Source organism: Bhargavaea ullalensis (assembly GCF_042432615.1).
Classification (GTDB): Bacteria; Bacillota; Bacilli; order Bacillales_A; family Planococcaceae; genus Bhargavaea; species Bhargavaea ullalensis.
In genome coordinates, this window is record NZ_JBHLWY010000008.1 from 37649 (window position 1) to 59688 (window position 22040).

Consider the following 22040-nt stretch of genomic DNA (forward strand, 5'->3'; position numbering starts at 1 on the left):
TGGAATGAGGGAATGGTTGATTAATCGATTGCAGATACCTCAACGTGCTGTGCTAAACCGTAAGATTCCAAAGAAAGCATTTTTTACACAAGCGGACCTTTCCGCATCCGAGAAGGAAATGTTCATTTCCCGGATAGAGGGGATTTATCTATTAAGTGTTATGAATCAGCAGAGTATGAATATCCCAATCTTTCAAGATGACGAATTCAATTATGCAGAAGTAGTATGGATATACGTTGAGCTTCGAACGGTCAAAAATATAAATAGGATTATTGGTGCTGTTCATAAGTCTATCCCTAATCCAGTCGTATTAATAATGAGTTCATCAGAGGGACATATTCTTCTGAGTACCAGTCACAAAAGGCTTAATAAAAATGACAAGACCAAAGTAGTAGTTGAACAACCTACCAGTACTGACTGGTTCAATCCTAATGAAGGTAGAACTGTTTACTCCAATTTACTGAATTCATTAGTCGTTTCAAACTTATCTTTTGAAAACCTTTATAGCATTTACGAGGATATTCAACAATGGATAAAATGTGAAGAAGTGATTCGGTTAGTAGGAAAAATACCTACCAGTAAAGACAAGCGAGAAGAAGTGATCAACACTCTAAATAATGTTCAGAAAAATTTTAAGGATGTCGAACAATTGCAGCTTGAGCAGAAAGGCCAAGTTGATTTTGGTGAAAAGATGGAATTGCATATGAAGATAAAGCGGCAAGAACAGCAAATAAATCTTCATTTACAACAAATAAGGGAGTTGTGTTAATTGCAGAAGCTAGAAGGCCAAACTTTCAATGTAGTGCAGGATAATATAGAAAAGTTAAAAGGACTATTTCCAGAAGTATTCACGGAGAACAAGATTGATATAGATAAATTGCGTCTTGCTCTTGGTGAAAATGTAGAAAAGGAAAGAGAACGGTATGAATTTACCTGGAATGGTAAAACAGAAGCGATTCAACTTGCTCAAAAACAGACAACAGGAACTCTGCGTCCATGTAAAGAAGAAAGTGTAAATTGGGATACTACTCAGAATCTATATTTTGAAGGAGATAATTTGGAAGTACTTCGAATCCTTCAAAATTCATATCGTAACAAGGTAAAAATGATCTATATTGACCCGCCATATAACACGGGCAAGGACTTTGTTTATAAAGATGATTTCTTTGATAATGTTAAGAGTTACAAAGAGCGTATGGATGAAAATTACAAGTCCAATGCTGATACCAATGGTCGTTATCATACAGATTGGTTAAATATGATATACCCTAGAATGAAAATGGCAAAAAATCTACTAAAAGATGATGGAATTCTAGTGGTGCATATTGATGAAAACGAAGTAAATAATTTAACCCATATATTGAACGAAATATTTGGCGAAGAGAACTATCTGGGATCTATTGTTTGGGATAAGTTAAATCCTAAAGGTGACTCTACAGCCGTTGCTATCCAGCATGAGTCCATTCTCTGCTATTCCAAAAATAAATCAGAATTTGTACAAAGTGGCGGAATAAAAAGAAAAAAACCTAATGCCCTCAAAATGCTAAAGAAAGCAGATGAATTATTTCGCAAATTGGGAAGTGAATATGTACCAGATGAATTAACAAAGTTATCAAGAAAATATGATATTCCTACAAGTATTCTCTCGCAATATAAAACAGAGTATAACCTAGAGAATATTAATTCCGAGTTTTTGAATTGGCTAAAAAAACAAGAAAATTTATCTGGGGGAGAGGCAGCCTATTCAAAAATAGATGAATATGGACAAGTGTTTCAGCCAGTATCTATGGCATGGCCAAATAATAAAAAAGCTCCAGATGATTATTTCATCCCCCTTATTCACCCAATTACTCGAAAAGAATGTCCTGTACCTGAAAAAGGATGGAGAAATCCAAGTCAGACTATGAAGAAGTTATTAGAAAATAAAGAGATAATATTTGGTGCAGATGAAACTACTCAACCGAGAAGGAAGTACTTACTAAAGAATAATTTACTTGAAAATGTTCCTTCTGTAATTTCATATGGTGCAAGTGATGATAACTTCTTTAAAAAAATTGGTCTATCTTTTGATAATCCAAAGCCATATAAGCTCGCTATGCAATTAATATCATCTGTTACGAAAGATGATGACATAGTATTAGATTTCTTTTCGGGTTCAGCTACTACTGCACATGCTGTAATGGCATTAAACGCTGAGGAAGGTTCAAATCGTAAATTTTTCTTGGTTCAATTGCCAGAACCTATAAATGATAAAACATATGCATTTAAAGAAGGATTTAGAAATATCTGTGAGCTTGGAAGAGAAAGAATTAAGCGTTCTGCAAAAGAGATTAGTAATCAATTAACGACTAGGGATAACATAGGGGTGGATTTAGGGTTCAAAACCTTTAAGTTGGATGAAACAAATCTAAAGGTTTGGGATGAAGAATCACTTAGTATTGAAAAAAACTTATTAGACTTAGTCGAACCATTAAAAGAGGGACGTACTCAAGAAGATGTTGTTTATGAGATATTACTTAAATATGGTATCGATTTAACAGTCCCAATTGAAGAAAAGATTATTGCTGGGAAGACCGTTTTTTCTGTTGGCTTGGGGTACCTTCTTATTTGTCTAGAACGTGAGTTAACGTTAGTACACATAGAAGAAATGGCAAAACAACAACCTGCACGTATTGTTTTTTATGATGAAGGGTTTAAGGACGATGCTGTTCGTACAAATGCGCAGCAAATTCTTAAGCGTTATGGTGTAGATGATATTCGAGTGATATAGGAGGAATGGTAATATGAAAATTAAGTTTGATGAACAACAATATCAGCTTGATGCCATTCATTCCATCACTGATATTTTTGAAGGCCAAACAGTAAAAGTATCAAACTTCACAGTAAGCATGGGTGATATTGTTGGGCAAGAAATAACAGAGCTTGGAATCGGAAACAAGCTGGAGCTATCTGAAACAGAAGTTCTTGAAAATGTGCAAAAGGTGCAGCTTAGAAATCATTTGAAAAAGAGTAAAAGTATTCAGGACTGGAACTTCACGGTAGAAATGGAAACAGGTACTGGAAAAACCTACGTTTATACAAGAAGTATTTTTGAATTGAATAAGCTATATGGTTTTTCCAAATTCATCATAGTTGTGCCTAGTGTTGCCATTCGTGAAGGGGTATTTAAATCGTTTCAAATGACCGAGGAGCATTTTGCAAAAGAGTATCCAGGTCAGCATTGTCACTACTTCAAATATGATTCTTCGAAACTAGAACAGGTTCGTGAATATGCAACGAGCACCACTATTGAAGTGATGATTATTAATATTGACGCTTTTAAGAAAAGCTTTGATGATCCAGAAAAGGAGAATAAGGCTAACCTTATTCACCGTGAAAGAGACACTATGAATGGAAAAAAACCTATCCAATTTATCCAAGAAACAAACCCTATCGTCATAATTGATGAGCCACAAAGTGTTGATAATACGGATAAAGCAAAGGAAGCTATTGCTTCATTGAACCCACTTTGTAAATTGCGATATTCTGCAACCCATAGGGACACGTACAATCTAATGTACAAGCTAGATCCTGTGGATGCTTATGAACAGAAGCTTGTTAAAAAAATTGAAGTACTCTCTGTCAATTCCGATGACGATTATAACGATCCATACATCAAGCTGGTGAGTGTCTCCAATAAAAACGGATATAAAGCCACTGTTGAAATAGATGAAAAAAAGAAAAATGGTACTGTCACCAGAGTTAAAAAAGAAATAAACCCCAATAATAAGAACAACTTATATCTGTTATCTGGTGAGCGGGAACTCTACCGTGGTTATATTGTAGAAGGTATCGACTGCTATCCTGGAAATGAAACGGTTGAATTTGTAAACGGGAAGGTACTGAGATTAGGAGAATCCATTGGCGGTATTGATGATGACTTACTCAAGAGATACCAAATAAGAGAAGCGATCCGCACTCATTTAGATAAGGAAAAAAGGCTTGTCCACCAAGGAATCAAAGTACTTACCCTTTTCTTTATAGACAAAGTAGAAAACTATCGAGTTTATCCAAAAGGGCAACCTTGGCAAAAAGGAAAGTATGCCGAAATTTTTGAAGAAGAGTATGCTTCCCTTATCAAGTTACCTAAATATCGGTCGCTCTTTGAAGAAGACCAGTATATCTCGAATCAGAGCGCTGATGAAGTTCATGATGGATATTTTTCACAAGATAAGAGTGGAAACTTTAAGGATAGTAAACTTGCGAAAGATGGCAGCCTCCGTTCGAATAAAGATGATGAATCAGCATTTGAACTCATCATGAAAGAAAAAGAAAGATTACTAAGTTTTGAAACACCGTTAAGGTTTATCTTCTCCCACTCTGCCCTCAAAGAAGGGTGGGATAACCCAAACGTCTTCCAAATATGCACTTTAGTTGAAACCAAGGATCCTTTCACTAAACGGCAAAAAATTGGTCGTGGATTGCGCTTAGCTGTGAATCAGGATGGACAAAGACAATATGATGAAAATATTAATGTCCTCACAGTAATCGCAAATGAATCGTACCAACAATTTGCTGAGTCACTTCAGAAGGAAATGGAAGATGAGACAGGTGTTAAGTTTGGATATCTTGAAGAACAATCCTTCTCTACAATTACTCTGACAGATGAGGTCACTGGTGAGTCCAAGGAAATAGGCTATGAATATTCTGCCAAAGTGTATACCTTCCTTGTTAAAGAGAAATTTATTGATAAAAAAGGAAAGGTTGAAAACAAGTTGAAGGAAGCAATTGCAGATGAAACTTTCGATGTTTCCGATGAATTCAAGGAAATAAAGCAGGATATTGAAAGGGTCATAAGAAATTCCATTAAGAAGCTGCCGATCTTCAATAAGAAAGACGAAGTGGATATTAAGCTGAATAAAGAAGTTCTCCTAAGCGACGAGTTTAATCAACTATGGAACCAGATAAAATACAAGACGACTTATTCGGTAGATTTGGACTCCGATACACTTAAGAGCCGATGTATAGATGCAATACAAAAGCTGGATGCATTTAAGGCTAGGAAAATCAAACGGGAAAATGCCCTATTGAAAGTGGACCAATCGGGTGTGTCTGGAAAAGGGCAGACAATGCGTGTATATGAAGCGCTGGAAGAGAAACGACGTCTTCCAGACATTTTGCGTTTTTTACAGGAACAGACCAACCTTAAAAGACGTACACTTGTTGATATCTTAATTGGCTCCAAACGCTTGAAAGACTTTGAGAAGAATCCACAAGCATTTATGGAAGCTGTGATGAAAATAATTAACAGAGAAAAGAAGAAGTTAATTGTGGATGGCATTAAATATGAGCGTATAGGTGAGCATGCGTTTTATCAGCAATCTTTATTCGAGCATCAAGAGCTTGTCGGTTATATGAAGGCTAATGCAGTTGAAGTGTCAAATGATAAATCAGTCTATAACTATATTCGCTATGATTCCAATGTGGAGAGAGCATTTGCAGAAAAGCTTAACAATGATGAGGACGTTAAGTTATTTGTTAAGCTCCCTTCATCATTCGTAATAGATACACCACTGGGCGATTATAACCCTGACTGGGCAGTATTGGTTGATAAAGAGGGAGTGAGAACCCTATTCTTCGTTGTTGAAACAAAGGGGAGCACTGACCAGGAGGACCTTCGATTGAAAGAAGATGGGAAGATCACATGTGGTCGGAAGCACTTTGCTGCATTGGAGAACGGGGTCACATACAAGCTCGCTAACAGCTATGAAAAATTCAAAATGGGAATATAGAGCGAATTCTACCCTTGCATTACCCGTGACCACTTCCTAAAGTTCATGAGCGACTTTCCGTTTGCCGCCTAATTGAAGGAGATTTATATGAGTAATTGGAGTACCTGCTTTTCGACAAGCCGACTCATTGTGAAAGACAATGAACTTCCGCGTGAGCTTCAGGAAATCAAAGAAAAGACCGGTTCTTATCCCGACCTGGACGACATCGACTATGACTACATGATCGATAAGCTGAAGAAACTGAAGAACGGGTCAGAAGGTGGGTCTCCTGAAGCCTAATCTTCGTTAAAGAAAAAGGCCCATCGTCCAGCTGTTGTAGAAAACACCGTTAATTTGATTGTCAATTACGGATTGGAGCGGGTACCACCATCCGATCCGCCATCCATACGGACCGCAGTTTGCGTACTACGGGTATGGTTATTTTTGAACAGCCGCACAACGGACCCGAAAAAGCACACCCGCACCCCAGGTTCGGACACTTGAAAAAAGTCCGGATTTGGGGTTTTTTCGTTTCGGCCGACTCCGTTATACTTAACGGGTGCTACAAGCCATTAATCTGGATTTATTGAAACTGGGGTTAGACGAAGAAAATATCGTTTGGGATCATTTACGATCTTTGTCTGGCCGTATTGGTTGTCCTTTCTCACTTCTGGATTTGCCGAAGGAGGAGGGGATGCTGTTTGACCGGGTGATCTAGGGCATGTTTGCTATTTTGTGCTGGAAAACGAGGGGGTTTGAAAATTCTACTTAGAGGAGAAGAGAGTTTATTTAACATAGGATGATCTTAATATATACCTAAGAAGTGTTTTTTCGAGAGGATTAGTTCAACACCAAATCAAGCACTATGAATTAACGTCCCGTTTGAGGAGAATATCAAAATGAAAAAGGAAATCAGCTATTTAATTTTACTTTTAACACTCACCCTTATGGTGGGTTGTACAGAGGCAGAAGATGCAGCCGTTGCAGATGAAACACGATCACAGGTAGAAACTACTGTTAGTACCGATGAAAACAGTGATGCGGACCAAAAATCGGTTGGAGAAGCCACAGCCGATGCAGATAACGACAATGAAGAAGCTGCCACTCCGGCAGCCAACGAAACGACAGCAGAAGAAAAACCAAACGAGACAAATGATGAACGGTTCTCAGGATACAAACGGATTGAAGTGGATGGCGGGGATTTGTCTGGACACCGTGAACCTAAAGTCGCCGTCGATATTGGATTTGGAGACCGCGAGTATTGGGCGTTTACGAACGAACACGGGCAGCTGGTGCGGGTGATTGCCGACGAAATTATTCTGCAGGACGACAGCAGCGAGCCTGTAACGTCAAATGGCAGATACTATAATGATGAAGCAAAGGTTCCGGGGGTTGAAAGTGACACTTTGGATGAGGGACATGTGATTGCCGATTCTCTCGGAGGGGTATCGAATGCTTATAATATCACTCCGCAAGACAGCACGCTCAACCGGCACGGTGACCAAGCGTACATGGAAAAGGTCATTCGTGATGCAGGTGGGGTTACGGATTTTGAAGCGATTATCACCTATCCAAACACGGAAACGCAGACCCCTTCGAGTTATCAATACACCTATACGTTGATGGGTAACGAGGTCGTTGATCAATTTGATAACGTGAACCCTGATCAAGTAAATGAATCACTCGGCTTAACAGACAGCAACACTGCGGATGAGCCTTCCGGTTCAACGGGTTCAACCTCTAATGGTGATATTTCAAGTATTGATACAGACGGTAATGGCCAGGTGACCATTAAAGAAGCAAAAGCAGCTGGTTTCAGTATGCCGATCACGAGTGATCATTGGTTATACGCCTATATGCGCGACAATGACGGAGACGGAATGGTTGGAGAGTAAGCCCTCGAAGATCGAGCAAAACCAGGATTAACGATTTCTCCCCCCTGCACCGTCCATTTGGCTGCGGGGGGATTTTTCTCTTATCCTGCCAGCGAACATAACTCGGACATGAAAAGGGTACGGGTCTACGGGATCAAGAATGGTGACCGGGATTTTGCAATTCCGCATAATCACCCTGGATGCAACCCATTTTAAAGTTATAATTAACTAAGTCATAAACAAAAAGGACGGATGGAATGAAATATAATAAATCAATTATGCTCAAGCTGATCAATGAACATCGGGAGTTGCATGATGAATTAAAAAGGCTGAAAGCGGAAATGGGCTTGGAGAAAAACTTTGCAGTTAAGGCGTTGTATCATTCATTTGTTGCAGAGGACGGCCCTTACATGAAGGAATACCAGGACTTGGACAGATTACGTTAAATCGCATTGTACACTTTTTATCAATATGCAGATGCAGACCTAAGTAGTTAACGAAGTTAGGGAAATAAAAAAACAGGCCCTTTAGGGGGCCTGTTTTTAACGACGATTGTAGATTACGCTTTTTGAACGTTGGCTGCTTGAGCGCCGCGAGGACCTTGCTCAACGTCGAATGTCACTTGCTGACCTTCGTCCAGCGTTTTGAAGCCGTCGCTTTGGATTGCGGAGAAGTGTACGAATACGTCGTCTCCACCTTCACGTTCGATGAAGCCGAATCCTTTTTCTGCGTTGAACCATTTAACTGTACCTTGTTCCATGTTTGTTGCCTCCCAGTGCGTGATCGCACATTGTATTACTATTGTTGCTCAAAGTATTAGCGAGATGAAAAGTGGTTATTCATACGATCCTTTACACCGAACAAAAATAATTAACTTCATCATAACAGATGGAGGGAAAAACTGCAAATGGGAATCAGACTTTACAGCCTCATTAAAAATCTACCATCCATGTGCCCATTCGCTTTTCTCGCATGAACCTTCACGAATTTCGTGGGCTTCATACGTATATCACCATCAAAAAGCTCCCCGCCGCCAGCGGGTTCACCCGACTGCGAGAAGGAGTTGGTTTCTGTTTCCGGTGTTATATTATATCACTTAATCTGCGTCTTCTTCTTGAACAAGTGACCAGACCCTTTTTAAGGGTAACTCCGCTTGAAGTGTGTCTGGCAGAACGGAGTAATTTTTTAGGAGAGCTTCAATAACTTCTCCGGAGTCCCAAAGTCTTATAGAAAAGTAGTGCCTTCGAGCTTCGGATAGTACTGACCGAGTAAACCCTCCCCAACTTACCAATAGTCCCCGGTCTGCATTAAATGAATTCAAGGAACCTTGAAGAGCACGGAATACTGTCACATCCACAGGGGACTGGCTTGATTTTACTTGCACGCAAATCCGAGGCGAATCAAACCCCATTGGTCCAGAGCCTGCTAGTATATCAACACCACCATCGGGGCCTGGGTCTGACTGCATGGTGATATATCCTTCGGCTTCTAGTATGGCCTCAATAAGCCGGGTTAGATTGTGTCCTTTAAACTTCCTGTTTATGTAGTCTAGTATTTGATCGCGTGCAGCCTGTTCAATATCAATCTGTTCTTCATCAGTGCCCATTGGGGTGGTATCTGTTGTTGAGGAAGTCCCTTTTCCAAAGGCAACCCTTCTTATACGTTCCTCGGCATTATTTCTTTGTATTTGACAAACTGTCATAAACGCACCCAGGGAATAAAGAATATCCTGATCAAATGCTGTGCGTGGTATTTCAGTATTAAGCCAGTCTACAGGAAGGGTATGCCGAATATTGGGAGCTATATCTATTCTATAGGAATAAGGGCCTTTCACTACCCCAACTGCCACTGCCGAACTGTGCTTAAGCGGCAATACTACAAGATCACCCTTTTTTATTCTATTAGTGAATGTCCAAATTTGACCGACTTTATTGGAAGTTGTGTTTTTCTTGGATTCCGGGTAAGTTTGTTCAAACAGCTCCCGTAAATTTTCTCTAGTTGTTATCGAGGATAAGTCAGGAAGCTCTTCCCATCCAATCACTGCCACATTATTAGTCAAAGCACTTTCTTCTTGTTCCCCATTTTTACCTGCCCTCACAAGCCACAGGGTCATAAGTTTCCCTCCTTGTATTTATAATATCCTTACATGTTCCAATCAATAATTCTTCTTATACACAAGGGTATCAAAATTTCCACCAAAGAAACACCCCTACAAAATTTCACAGGGGTGTTTGATCTCACTCCGGCGACCGTTGCACACCCACCGGCGCCTTGCCGAACCCAACCGCCTCTTTCTTCCGGTAGAACAGGAAGTAGATGCCCACGACCCCTACCGCGACGAGGCTTGTCAGGATGACCTGCACCCGCATCGACGGGATGAAGAACATGGCGAGGTAGATGCCGGAGACGACGGCGATGGTGGCGTAGGTGAGGTACGGGAAGAGCCACATTTTCACCGCGAGTTCGCCTTGTTCGGCTTCGAGTTTCCGGCGCATCCTCAGCTGGGAGACGCTGATGATGAGGTAGACGAGGAGCGCGACGGCGCCGGATGAGTTGATGAGGAACAGGAAGACTTTGTCCGGCGAGATGAAGTTCAGGACGACCGCGACATACGAGAACACCGTGCTGAACAGGATGGCGCGTGTCGGGACGCCGCGTTTGCTGAGTTTCAGGAAGGCTTTCGGTGCGTCGCCTTTTTGGGCCATGCCGAACAGCATGCGGGAGTTTGCGTACAGCGCCGAGTTCAGGCAGCTGAGGACCGCCGTCAGGACGACGAAGTTCATGATCTGCGCGGCCGCCGGGATGCCGATGTAGTCGAGCACGGCGACGAACGGGCTCACCAAGATGTTTGCCGAGTTCCACGGCAGGAGCGTGACGACGACGGCGATCGAGCCGATGTAGAAGATGAGGATGCGCCAGATGACGCTGTTCGTCGCGGTCCGGACCGATTTCACCGGGTTTTCCGATTCGCCGGCTGCGATGGCGACGATTTCCGTGCCCATGAACGAGAAGATGACGACGGTGATGCCGAGCATGATGGCGCCGAAGCCGGACGGCATGAATCCGCCTTCGCCGATCAGGTTCATCGTTCCCGGAGCGCCGACACCCGGGTACCAGCCGAACAGGACGACGAGCCCGAGGACGAGGAACGCCGTGATGGCGACGACTTTGATGAGGGAGAACCAGTATTCGAATTCACCGAACGACTTGACGGAGAACAGGTTCGTCGCGGTCAGGGCGACGGTGAGGATGAGGCTCATGAGCCAGATCGGGAAGTCGGGGAGCCAGTACTGGACGATGGCCGCGCCGGCGAGTGCCTCGATCGCGATGACGACGACCCAGAAGAACCAGTACAGCCAGCCGATGGCGAATCCGGCCCACGGGCCGATCGCTTCATTCGCATAGGTGGCGAACGATCCGCTCGTCGGTTTGGCGGCGGACATTTCCCCGAGCATCCGCATAACGAGGACGACGATGAGGCCGGCGAATGCATAAGACAGGATCGCCCCAGGTCCGGCGGAGTTGATGACAGCTCCGCTTCCGATGAAGAGGCCGGCGCCGATGACGCCTGCGATCGAAATCATCGTAATGTGGCGGGTTTTCAGGTCGGACTTCATGCTGGGTTCCTGGAGTCCGGGTTCTTGTGGTTGGTGACTTTCGGTAGACAAAAGCATTTCTCCTTCCAGCGCTTATCAAGCGTAAGCGCTTTCTTTTTATTCGAAAAGTGAATCTATTCATTCATCATAAAGGCGCGGCCGGCAAGAGGAAATAGACAGGACGTCAAATAAACAGCCGAACCGGCGGACGGAATGTAAAAGCAGGAACGCCGATTCGTGATTTGACCGCCAACCAATCAACCGCGTTCAGTCATTGACAGAGTGTCCAGACACTTGTTTGTAATCGTTTACATACTGACCGCCGGCTGTGCCTAGCGGGAATGCTACAATGAAAACATAAACTTTTCTACTAATCAATCTTTTGATCGGAGGGGAAGTCATGGAGAAGGTGAACGGGCAGCGGCTCCGGGAGACGCTGGAACAGTTCAGTGCGTTCGGGGCGACGGTTGCGGGCGGCGTGACCCGGCTGTCGCTTTCCGAGGAAGATCTAGCGGCGCGGAATGAATTCCAGCGGCTTTGTGAAGAGGCCGGACTCTCGGTGACGGTCGATGATATGGGCAATATGTACGGTCTGCTGCGGGGGAAGAAGGACCTGCCGCCGATCGCGACCGGTTCGCATCTGGATTCGGTCGTGAAGGGCGGGCGGTTTGACGGCGTGCTCGGTGTGCTGGCGGCACTCGAGGTGGCCCGGACGATCATCGACCGGAATCTGGAACTGGATCATCCGCTAATGGTCGTCAACTTCACGAACGAGGAAGGGGCCCGCTTTGATCCCGCGATGATGTCCTCGGGCGTGCTCGCCGGGAAGTTCGACAAGGAAGAAATGCTCCGGTCTGCCGACCCGGACGGCGTGACGTTCGGCGAGGCTTTGAATGCGAGCGGGTTCCTCGGTGAAGAAGAGAACCGCCTGAAGGAAGCGGCGGCGTTCGTCGAACTTCATATTGAGCAGGGGCCGGTGCTCGAGCACCACGGCGAGGAGCTGGCGGTTGTGGAGGGCGTCATGGGCATGTGCTGCTACGAGATTTCGCTTCACGGAGAATCCAACCATGCCGGGACGACGCCGGTTTCCATGCGCAAGGATGCGATGTTCGCCGCGGCGGGCGTCCTAAAGGACCTTCAAAGAAAACTGCTCAAGCTGCCGGATGATCTCGTGTTCACGGCCGGGCGTATCAATGCCTATCCGAACATCCATACCGTCATTCCGAACCGGGTGACGTTCACGCTGGAAGCGCGCCACAAAGATCCGGATGTGATCCGCCGTGTTGAGGAGATCATCCAGGGACTGCCGGCAGAGGAAGCGGGCTGTGCGCTGGAAAGTCGGAAACTGTGGGGCCGGGACACCGTCGTGTTCAATGGGGCGGTCGTCGGCGCTGTGGAAAAGTCGGCGGAGGAACTCGGGTTGAACTACCGGAAAATGTACAGCGGCGCCGGCCATGACGCCCAGTTCATCGCAGGCTTCGTCCCGTCCGCGATGATCTTCGTGCCGAGCGCCAACGGCTACAGCCACCGCGAAGACGAACATACAACCTGGGAAGAATGCGCCCACGGAGCGGACGTTCTGCTCAACGCCATCCTGAAGCTGGACAAGGAGCTTTCTGAGCCGGGCCAGGAGGCGCAGGAGGCTGTGCAGTGAAAACGGCGTTTTGATTCGCCGGCGATGTTTCGCGAACGCTTTCGATGATGAAAAAGGAGTGACCACTCATGAAAAAACTGATCACAGGCGGGACGGTCGTCACGGCGGCCGATGAATACCGGGCGGATGTGCTCGTGGAAGACGGGAAGGTGGCGCAGATCGGCCATGACCTGGACGCGGGCGGTGCGGAAGTGGTGGACGCATCGGGCCTGCTCGTATTTCCGGGCGGCATCGACCCGCACACGCATCTCGACATGCCGTTCAACAACACGGTGACCGACGATGACTGGGAAACGGGGACGATCGCGGCCGCACACGGCGGCACGACGACGATCATTGATTTCTGCTTGACGGCGGGGGAGAAGCGGCTGAAGGATGCGGTCGTCAAGTGGCACGAGAAGGCGGACGGCAAGGCGGTCATCGACTACGGCTTCCACCTGATGGTCGGCGAGCTGAATGAAGACACGCTGAGCCAGCTGCCGGACGTGCTGGAGGAGGAAGGGATCGCGTCGGTGAAGGTGTTCCTCGCGTACGCCCGCGAGTTCCAGGCGTCCGACCGCACCTTGTTCCAGGCGTTCAAAGTCGGCGCGGACACCGGAGCGGTCGTTCTCGTCCACTGCGAAAACGGGTCGGTCATCGACGAGCTCGTCGACACGGCGCTCGCGGAAGGACACACCGAGCCGAAGTACCATTATCTCACACGTCCGCCCCAGCTTGAGGGCGAGGCGACGAAGCGGGCGATCGAGCTCGCGAACCTCGCCGGGGCGAAGCTGTACGTCGTGCACGTGACGTGCAAGGAAGCGGTCGATGAGATCATCGAAGCGCGCAACAAAGGCTATGATGTGCTCGGCGAAACATGCCCGCCGTACTTGACGCTCGACCAGACGTATCTCGAGAAGCCGGGCTTTGAAGGGGCGAAGTATGTGTGGTCGCCGCCGCTGCGGGAAAAGTCCAATCAGGACGTGCTTTGGCACGCACTCCAGTCCGGCCAGCTGCAGACGATCGGGTCGGATCAGTGTTCGTTTAACTTTAACGGCAAAAAACGCCTCGGCATCGACGACTTCTCGAAGATCCCGAATGGCGGACCGTTCATCGAGGACCGGTTCGGCGTCATGTATTCCGAGGGAGTGGCGAAAGGGCGGATCAGCCTCCAGGAATTCGTCGCGCTCGTCTCCACGAACGCCGCGAAGACATTCGGCCTGTTCCCGCAAAAAGGGACGATCGCAGTCGGCTCGGATGCGGACATCGTGCTGTTCGATCCAAACGTCGAGCGGACGATTTCAGCTAGCACCCACCATATGAACGTCGACTACAACGCATTCGAAGGAATGGAAGTCCGTGGCGAACCGGTCAGCGTCATGGTCCGCGGCGAGTGGGTCATCAAGGACCGAAAGTTCGTCGGCAACCCGGGGAGCGGCAAGTACTTGCGCCGGAAGCTGGCGAATGCCAAAACGGTGCGGCAACAAGAAGTGATGCAAAGTTGAAAATAGAGAGGATCCGAGAACTGCTTCGGATCCTCTCTATTTTAATTTTGTTGAAAACGTGACGGGCGCATCCTCATCTGCGTCTAAGTGTATAGAGAAGGGGGAGCAGCTTTGGAAAAAGATGAGCTAACTGAGTGGTTCGATGAATATGGTGAGTCAATTCTAACCTACATACTTTTAATGGTGCGGAATTATCAACAGGCCGAGGATTTAACACAGGAAACCTTTATAAAAGCATACAGGCATCAACAGCAATTCGAACATAAATCCTCCGTGAAAACATGGTTGTTTTCAATTGCACATAATGTGACGAAAGACTACTTTCGAAAAAAACACCCGTTACAACATTACCTGGGTTTAACTATGGAAGAGAAAGATGACAAACCAATGCCTGAGCAAATCGCAGCAATGGATTTTCAGAATGAGCAGTTGTATAAGACCATTCAACAATTAAAACCTACTTATCGACATGTCATCATTTTGCGAAAGCTAAAAGAATTTTCAACGGAAGAAACGGCCCTCGTTTTAAATTGGTCAGAAAGCAAAGTGAAAATGACACTAAAAAGAGCGTTGGCTGAACTGAAAAATGAATTGGTTAAAGGGGGGATCACCAATGAGTTTCTTGGATGAACAACTGAGGGAGTTAGAAGACGAACTAAAGATAACCAATCAATCCAAAGACCGACTTAGAAGTGAAATTGTTCGGAGTGCCCATGAAGTTAAAAAGCGGAATTTAAGCCGTTTCGGCTGGATTGCTGCAGCGGCCTGCGTTCTATTTTTAATTACGTCACCGTTCTACTCCTCGACAATGGCAAGCATAGCGGGGAAAATACTACCGGTTTCCATTACGCCTAGTTCTCCGGAGGATCAGCATACTATTGGATTAACATCTGACCTCTTTAAATTAATCGAGAAGGAAGGGTATATGGCTAATTCTGTGGGAGTAACGCCGTCTCCATATACAATTGAAGTATCGCTCGCTTTGAAGGACTCTACGTTAAAACAAGCAACAGATGACCTTGAGCCAAAAATAATGAGTTATTTATATGAAAATGGCTATGACAAATATGAATTAAAGCTTACAGAAGGAACTGTAGCATCTTCAGATGATCAAGAGGATGAAATAACTCTCTATGATCAAGTACGTGAGATTGTGAAGGAAGTTTTCGCAGCATACGGATATGCTGAAGAGGCGGATTTTGAATTAGCCGGCCTTAATAAGACGTGGTTTTCGAATATCGTCACCATTAATATGCCAGACCATATTAAAGAGCCAAATGAAATTGTTTCAGAGATTGAAAAAGAGATAGATGCACGAAACTTAGACGTCAAAGATATTGAAGTGAATACATTTAATTTGGAGCATCGTCAACAAGACGACCGTTGGGCGTCGATTGCATCTGACATCTATGAGGCAATGGCGGGGAAATCGACTTATCAACTAACGGGGGTCTCGTATAAAGTGAAGAAAGGGCACACCTATGTTTCAATCAAGACTGAACTGGAAAGACCGCCCTCTGAAGAAATAAGCCGAGAAATTGAATTGGCGATACAGGAGTACTTAGCCTTGCCAGAAATAAACGAGCGAATTCAAAATGACAATTATACGATAAGATTATCATTGAAGAATGAAAAACCATTTATCGAGCTATCGAACTAAGAACATCCCACAAAGGCAAAACAGAACCCCTGAAACGGCTGCACGCCGTTTTGGGGGTTCTATTTCGTAACAAGCGGTTGATCCTGTTCACGCGCCAGCATCCGGTGTGCCTGGACCGCGACTTCCAGCGCGAGCCGGTTGTCGGATTCCATGAAATCCTTGCCGAGCAGGGCTTCAAGCTTTTCGAGCCGGTGATAAAGGGTCTGGCGGACGATGAACAGCCGATCCGCCGCCTCTTTTTTGACGCCGCCGCATTCCAGGTAGACGACGAGCGTCTCAAGGAGGTCGCTGTCGTGTCGCCGGTCGTGTGCGATGAGGTGGCCGAGGTAATCGTCCACATAGCGCTCCAGCTCGCCGCCCCGCTTGAGCAGCAGAAGAAGCCGGTGGATGCCGAGCTTTTCGAAGAACGGGGAGGCGGCGACCGCCTGTTTCTGGAGGGAGATGACGTCTTCCGTCTCCCCGAACGCCCGCTTTGCGTCCACGATGTCCTGATACACTTTGCTCACGCCGAACCGGCAGCCGGTGAACTGACTTTCCGGCATCTGCCGGATTTCCTGGATCATCTGTTCAAAGCGGCCGGCCGTGTTTCGCTGATCTTCGCCGGAGATGAAGAAGGCGAGGATGACGAGTTCGCTTTTTCCCGATGTGATGGCCGGGAAGAACCCGCCGCGCTGGAACACGCTCCGGATGATCAACGAGCGCTGGATGAGCTCTTCCTCCAGCAGGTCCTCCGAGTCGAACATGCTCTCGGAGGCGAGCCGGATGGAGAACACCCGGTAGTACATATTGCGGCCCTGGGCGGGGAGGGCGGACAGGACGGTGTCCGGGTCGGTGTTCCGCCCGGTGATGAGGCCGCGGACGACTTTGTCTTCGAGGTTCTGCTTGCGCTCTTCGACGGTCCGGTTGCGAAGCAGAATCTGGGAGACGGCGAGCCCCGCGCGGTCGAGGATCAGGAAATAGAAATCGTCATGGAGCATGTCGTCCATCGCCAGGCAGAGCCGGCCCCACACTTGGCCGAAGCCGCGGACCGGCACGGTGGCGAACAGGCCGTGCGCCGTTTCGAGGTAGCGGCCGGTGTCCTGGAGGGTCCCGTCCTTCTCGAGCTGCCGGCGGATCGCCGATTCCGTTTCCTTCACATGGGACGGAAAAAAGTAGTGGGACGGCCGGTCGGTGATGAACAGCACGTCCCGGCGGAAGTACTGATGCAGTTCCTGAAGGATCTTCAGGATGCCGTTCGACGTGAGGGACAGCTCGATGAACCGGCCGGACAGCCGGTCGAGTTCGGAGATCATCTGGTGATGCCGGTTGATGATCGCCGTGTGCAGGTCCTGCGTCAGGTCGACGAACCGGATCACTTCGTCGAACAGGATAAGCGGGAAGTCGAGTTCGTCGGCGAGCGAGACGACTTCCGGCGCGATGTTGATGTTCGGATTGGGCAGCTCGACGCAGAGCGCGGAGACGCCGAGTTCATTCAGCTGCCGGATGTAGGCGATCTGGGTTTCGAGATCGAGCGTCATGCTGATGCCGGTCGTCAGGATGAGCTCCCCGCCGCTGATGAGCGACTCGAAATCCCGCACTTCGAGAATATGCGACCAGCGAACTTGCCGGCCGAGCCCCTTTTCTCCCGCCACGAGCTTCGCCTTTTGGAATGAATCCCGGGCCAGCACGTCCCGGACGGTCAGTTCGATCTCTTTCATGGTTTCAGTTCTCCTTTCCGTCCAATCAATTCACCGGATGGTTTGACACTATGTAAAATGACAAACATTCTGATAGCTTGTAATGTTGATTATGGAATGAACGACGAACCGAGTCAAGTCAACTTACAAGGCACAGGGAGGAATAGATCATGGAAACAACAACGGTAAAATCGCAAACGCTTTCAAACTTCATCGGTGGACAATGGGTAAAGTCGGCCACGGACCGGTACGAAGAAGTCCCGAACCCGGCAACGGGCGAAATCATCGCCGAAGTTCCGGTTTCGACGAAGGAAGATCTCGACAAGGCGGTCGCGGTCGCGAAGGAAGCGTTCAAGACCTGGAAGAAGACGCCGGTGCCGCAGCGCGCACGGATCATGTTCAAGTACCAGCAGCTGCTCGTCGACCACTGGGATGAGCTCGCGAAACTCATCACGGTCGAAAACGGCAAGAGCCTCACAGAAGCGCACGGCGAAGTGCTCCGCGGCATCGAGTGCGTCGAGTTCGCGGCAGGCGCGCCGTCCCTCATGATGGGCCAGCAGCTCCCGGACATCGCGACGAACATCGAATCGGGCATGTACCGCTACCCGCTCGGCGTCGTCGGCGGCATCACGCCGTTCAACTTCCCGATGATGGTGCCGGCCTGGATGTTCCCGCTCGCCATCGTGGCGGGCAACACGTTCATCATGAAGCCGTCCGAGCGTACGCCGCTCCTCGCCAACCGGCTCGCGGAACTTCTTAAGGAAGCGGGTCTTCCGGACGGGGTCTTCAACATCGTCCACGGGGCGCACGACATCGTGAACGGCCTGCTCGAGCACCCGGACGTCCCGGCGATCTCGTTCGTCGGCTCGCAGCCGGTCGCAGAGTACGTCTACAAAACGGGCACGTCCCACGGCAAGCGTGTCCAGGCACTCGCCGGCGCGAAAAACCATTCGCTCGTCCTGCCGGATGCGGACCTCGACAACGCCGTGAAGAACATCACCGGAGCGGCATTCGGCTCCGCCGGCGAGCGCTGCATGGCCGCCGCGGTCGTCGTCGCAGTCGGTGATGTGGCGGATGAGCTTGTCGACCGCCTGAAGAAAGCGGCCGACGACATCACGATCGGCAACGGCCTGGAAGAAGGCGTCTTCCTCGGACCGGTCATCCGCCCGGCGCACAAGGACCGCACGCTCGGCTACATTGAAACCGGCGTGGAAGAAGGCGCGACCCTCGTCCGCGACGGCCGCGGCGAGTCCGGTTCCGGAGGCGGCTACTTCGTCGGCCCGACGATCTTCGACCATGTCACGCAGGAGATGAAGATCTGGCAAGACGAAATCTTCGCCCCGGTCCTCTCGATCGTCCGCGTGGAGACGCTCGAAGAAGCGATCGAGTTCACGAACGCCTCCGATTTCGCAAACGGCGCCTGCCTCTACACCGACAGCGCCTCCGCCATCCGCGAATTCCGCGACAACATCGACGCCGGCATGCTCGGCGTCAACCTCGGCGTCCCGGCCCCAATGGCGTTCTTCCCGTTCTCGGGCTACAAAAAGTCCTTCTACGGCGACCTGCACGCCAACGGCAAAGACGGGATCGAGTTCTATACGAGGAAGAAGATGCTCACGCAAAGGCACTGAGAGATCGAAGAGGGGCGGCTGAGGTAGGGGAACTCTCCTCACTCGGGGGCAAACTCTCCTCACTCGGAGCGGAACTCTCCTCACTCGAGCAGAAACTCTCCTCACTCGCGCCATCCGAAGCCTGAAATATTGATCGACACGACCAACCCAACTTGAAGGGAGAGAAAATGATGACGACTGTAAAACAGGAAGAGCAGACGCTCGTCGAGAAGGACCGCCAGAACGTCTGGCACCATATTTCGCCTTACATGGAAAAATCGCCGCCGATGATCTGGGCGAAAGGGGAAGGCGCGTGGGTGACGGACCATGAGGGGAACCGTTATCTGGACGGCATGTCCGGCCTCTGGTGCGTGAACGTCGGCTACGGCCGCGAGGAGCTCGCGAAGGCGGCGTACGATCAGATGAAGGAACTGTGCTACGTGCCGATGACGCAGGGCCATGAGCCGGCGATCGAGCTCGCCGAGAAGCTGAACGAGTGGCTTGATGATGACTATCAGATCTTTTATTCCAACTCGGGGTCGGATGCGAATGAAGTCGCGTTCAAGATCGCCCGCCAGTACCACCAGCAGAACGGGGAAGGGTCCCGCTACAAGTTCATCAGCCGGTACCGCGCGTACCACGGCGGCTCGATGGGCGCGCTCGCCGCGACGGGCCAGGCGCTGCGCAAGTATAAATACGAGCCGCTCGCGCCCGGCTTCCTTCACACGGCACCGCCGGACAATTACCGCCGGCCGAAGGGCATGAGCGTTGAAGAATACAACATCATGCGCGCCGAGGAGATTGAGCAGAAGATCATCTGGGAGCAGGAGGAGACGATCGCCGGCGTCATCATGGAGCCGCTCATCACGGGCGGAGGCATCCTTATCCCGGATCCGGTGTACGTGCAGAAAGTCCAGGAGATCTGCGACAAGCACGGCGTCCTCCTGATCATCGATGAAGTCATCTGCGGATTCGGCCGCACGGGCAAGAAGTTCGGCCACCAGAACTTCGGCATCAAGCCGGACATCGTCACGATGGCGAAGGGCCTCACGAGCGCGTACCTTCCGCTGTCGGTGACGGCGGTGCGCAAGGATATCTACGAGAAGTTCAAGGACAGCGCGGAAAACAGCCACTTCCGCCACGTGAACACGTTCGGCGGCAATCCGGCGGCCTGCGCCGTCGCGCTGAAGAACCTCGAGATCATCGAGCGCGAAGGCCTCGTTGAGCAGGCGGACCGCCACGGCGAGCGGCTTCGCAAGGAACTCGCGCATCTCGCGGACCACCCGCATGTCGGCGACGTTCGCGGCATCGGCTTCCTCCTCGGGATCGAGATGGTCGAAGACAAGGAGACGCGCGAGCCGGCAAGCGCCGCGCGCGTCGGCAAGATCATCGCCGACTGCAAGGCGAACGGCCTCATCGTCGGCAAAAACGGGGACACGGTCGCCGGCTACAACAATATCATCACACTCTCGCCGCCGCTTTCGTGCACCGATGAAGACGTCGACTTCATCATCTCGGTCGTGAAAAAGGCATTCGAGGAAAATAAATAATAGAAGAGGGGAGGCGTCGTGCCTCCCTTTCCGATGGAGGGAAAGGCTATGAAAATTGGGGTGCCGAAGGAAATCAAGAACAACGAAAACCGCGTCGCGATGACGCCGGCCGGAGTCGCCACGCTTGTCGGGGCGGGCCACGAAGTCATCATCGAGAAAGGGGCGGGCCTCGGCTCGAGCTTCACCGATGAAGAGTACCTGAACGAAGGGGCGACCATCTCCGAAACGGCTGCCGGGGCATGGGCTGCCGACATGGTCATGAAAGTGAAGGAGCCGCTGCCGGAAGAGTACGGCCATTTCCGTGACGGGCTCATCTTGTTCACGTACCTTCACCTCGCGGCGGAGCCGGGCCTGACGAAAGCGCTCGTCGAGAAAAATGTGACGGCGATCGCCTACGAAACGGTCCAGCTGCCGAACCGCTCGCTGCCGCTCCTTTCGCCGATGAGCGAAGTGGCGGGACGCATGGCAACGCAGATCGGCGCCACGTTCCTCGAGCGCAACCACGGCGGCAAGGGGATCCTCCTCTCCGGCGTGCCGGGCGTCGGCCGCGGCAAAGTCACGGTGATTGGCGGCGGCATGGCCGGTGCGAATGCGGCGCGCGTCGCAGTCGGCATGGGCGCCCGGGTGACGGTCATCGACCTGAGCCCGGAGCGGCTCCGCCAGCTCGACGACCAGTTCGGCAACGACATCGAGACGCTCATGTCGAACCCGTTCAACATCGCGGAAGCCGTGAAGGATTCCGACCTCGTCGTCGGTGCGGTCCTGATCCCGGGTGCGAAGGCGCCGAAGCTCGTCACGGAAGACATGGTCAAGTCGATGCAGCCGGGCTCCGTGCTCGTCGACATTGCGATCGACCAGGGCGGCATCTTCGAGACGAGCGACCGGATCACCACGCACGATGACCCGACATACGAAAAGCACGGCGTCGTCCACTACGCCGTCGCCAACATGCCGGGCGCCGTCCCGCGCACGTCCACGATGGCGCTCACGAACGTCACCGTCCCTTACGCGCTCCAGATCGCAAACAAAGGCTGGAAACAGGCCGCCCTCGACAACGAGCCGCTCCGCAAAGGCTTCAACACCCACGCGGGCCGCGTCACCTGCCCGTCCGTCGCAGCCGACCTCGGCCACAGCCACACCGACCTGCTGGACCTCCTTGAGCCGGTCAACCATTAAGCAAATGAAC

Annotated in this window: 17 protein-coding genes; 13 read left to right on the forward strand and 4 right to left on the reverse strand. The window is 49.8% G+C overall.

Annotated elements, in window-relative coordinates; genetic code table 11:
- Positions 1 to 4 precede the first annotated feature (4 nt).
- From ACFFIY_RS02110 to ACFFIY_RS02135, 6 genes are all read left to right on the forward strand, one after another.
- The gene (locus tag ACFFIY_RS02110; RefSeq protein WP_354196711.1) at positions 5 to 769 is read left to right on the forward strand and encodes a DUF4391 domain-containing protein; all 765 of its coding nucleotides are present in this window, start codon (positions 5 to 7) and stop codon (positions 767 to 769) included.
- Positions 770 to 2770: a site-specific DNA-methyltransferase gene (locus tag ACFFIY_RS02115; protein WP_354196713.1), complete on the forward strand. Its 2001-nt coding sequence runs from the start codon at positions 770 to 772 to the stop codon at positions 2768 to 2770.
- A gap of 13 nt (positions 2771 to 2783) precedes the next feature.
- Complete coding sequence (locus ACFFIY_RS02120) at positions 2784 to 5771, forward strand: type III restriction-modification system endonuclease (protein ID WP_354196715.1); 2988 nt, start codon at positions 2784 to 2786, stop codon at positions 5769 to 5771.
- 87 nt (positions 5772 to 5858) lie between these two features.
- Positions 5859 to 6050: a hypothetical protein gene (locus ACFFIY_RS02125; RefSeq protein ID WP_354196717.1), complete on the forward strand. Its 192-nt coding sequence runs from the start codon at positions 5859 to 5861 to the stop codon at positions 6048 to 6050.
- 599 nt (positions 6051 to 6649) lie between these two features.
- Positions 6650 to 7645, forward strand: a complete 996-nt coding sequence (locus tag ACFFIY_RS02130; RefSeq protein WP_354196719.1) for a DNA/RNA non-specific endonuclease — start codon at positions 6650 to 6652, stop codon at positions 7643 to 7645.
- Positions 7646 to 7881: 236 nt separating this feature from the next.
- Complete coding sequence (locus ACFFIY_RS02135) at positions 7882 to 8070, forward strand: hypothetical protein (protein ID WP_354196721.1); 189 nt, start codon at positions 7882 to 7884, stop codon at positions 8068 to 8070.
- Positions 8071 to 8183: 113 nt separating this feature from the next.
- Here the strand turns inward: ACFFIY_RS02135 and ACFFIY_RS02140 are convergent, their stop codons facing one another.
- The 3 genes from ACFFIY_RS02140 to ACFFIY_RS02150 form a co-directional block, all read right to left on the reverse strand.
- The gene (locus ACFFIY_RS02140) at positions 8184 to 8384 is read right to left on the reverse strand and encodes a cold-shock protein (protein WP_040226580.1); all 201 of its coding nucleotides are present in this window, start codon (positions 8382 to 8384) and stop codon (positions 8184 to 8186) included.
- Between the two features lie 336 nt (positions 8385 to 8720).
- Positions 8721 to 9737 (reverse strand): restriction endonuclease, encoded by a 1017-nt coding sequence (locus tag ACFFIY_RS02145; RefSeq protein WP_354196723.1) that lies wholly within the window; start codon positions 9735 to 9737, stop codon positions 8721 to 8723.
- 124 nt (positions 9738 to 9861) lie between these two features.
- The gene (locus ACFFIY_RS02150) at positions 9862 to 11241 is read right to left on the reverse strand and encodes an amino acid permease (protein ID WP_257125434.1); all 1380 of its coding nucleotides are present in this window, start codon (positions 11239 to 11241) and stop codon (positions 9862 to 9864) included.
- 379 nt (positions 11242 to 11620) lie between these two features.
- On the opposite strand from ACFFIY_RS02150, the gene ACFFIY_RS02155 reads away from it, so the two are divergent.
- The 4 genes from ACFFIY_RS02155 (at position 11621) to ACFFIY_RS02170 (ending at position 16018) form a co-directional block, all read left to right on the forward strand.
- The gene (locus tag ACFFIY_RS02155; protein WP_354196726.1) at positions 11621 to 12874 is read left to right on the forward strand and encodes a Zn-dependent hydrolase; all 1254 of its coding nucleotides are present in this window, start codon (positions 11621 to 11623) and stop codon (positions 12872 to 12874) included.
- A 68-nt stretch (positions 12875 to 12942) separates the two neighbouring features.
- Positions 12943 to 14358, forward strand: a complete 1416-nt coding sequence (hydA, locus tag ACFFIY_RS02160) for a dihydropyrimidinase (RefSeq protein ID WP_354196728.1) — start codon at positions 12943 to 12945, stop codon at positions 14356 to 14358.
- A gap of 111 nt (positions 14359 to 14469) precedes the next feature.
- Positions 14470 to 14988, forward strand: coding sequence for an RNA polymerase sigma factor (locus tag ACFFIY_RS02165; protein WP_354196730.1), 519 nt, complete (start codon positions 14470 to 14472; stop codon positions 14986 to 14988).
- Positions 14981 to 16018, forward strand: coding sequence for a DUF4030 domain-containing protein (locus ACFFIY_RS02170; protein WP_354196732.1), 1038 nt, complete (start codon positions 14981 to 14983; stop codon positions 16016 to 16018). The genes ACFFIY_RS02165 and ACFFIY_RS02170 overlap by 8 nt, the downstream gene beginning before the upstream one ends.
- Before the next feature lie 59 nt (positions 16019 to 16077).
- Here the strand turns inward: ACFFIY_RS02170 and ACFFIY_RS02175 are convergent, their stop codons facing one another.
- On the reverse strand, positions 16078 to 17715 hold the full coding sequence (locus ACFFIY_RS02175) for a PucR family transcriptional regulator (RefSeq protein WP_354196734.1): 1638 nt from the start codon (positions 17713 to 17715) through the stop codon (positions 16078 to 16080).
- A 149-nt stretch (positions 17716 to 17864) separates the two neighbouring features.
- Here ACFFIY_RS02175 and ACFFIY_RS02180 point away from each other — a divergent pair, with 149 nt between their 5' ends.
- From ACFFIY_RS02180 to ald, 3 genes are all read left to right on the forward strand, one after another.
- Positions 17865 to 19325 carry a CoA-acylating methylmalonate-semialdehyde dehydrogenase gene (locus ACFFIY_RS02180; RefSeq protein WP_040226600.1) on the forward strand — a complete coding sequence of 487 codons (1461 nt, stop codon included), beginning with the start codon at positions 17865 to 17867 and terminating at the stop codon, positions 19323 to 19325.
- Positions 19326 to 19495: 170 nt separating this feature from the next.
- Entirely contained in the window at positions 19496 to 20854 is a 1359-nt protein-coding gene (locus tag ACFFIY_RS02185) for an aspartate aminotransferase family protein (protein ID WP_354196736.1), read from the forward strand.
- A 48-nt stretch (positions 20855 to 20902) separates the two neighbouring features.
- Entirely contained in the window at positions 20903 to 22030 is a 1128-nt protein-coding gene (gene ald / locus ACFFIY_RS02190; protein ID WP_354196738.1) for an alanine dehydrogenase, read from the forward strand.
- Positions 22031 to 22040 lie beyond the last annotated feature (10 nt).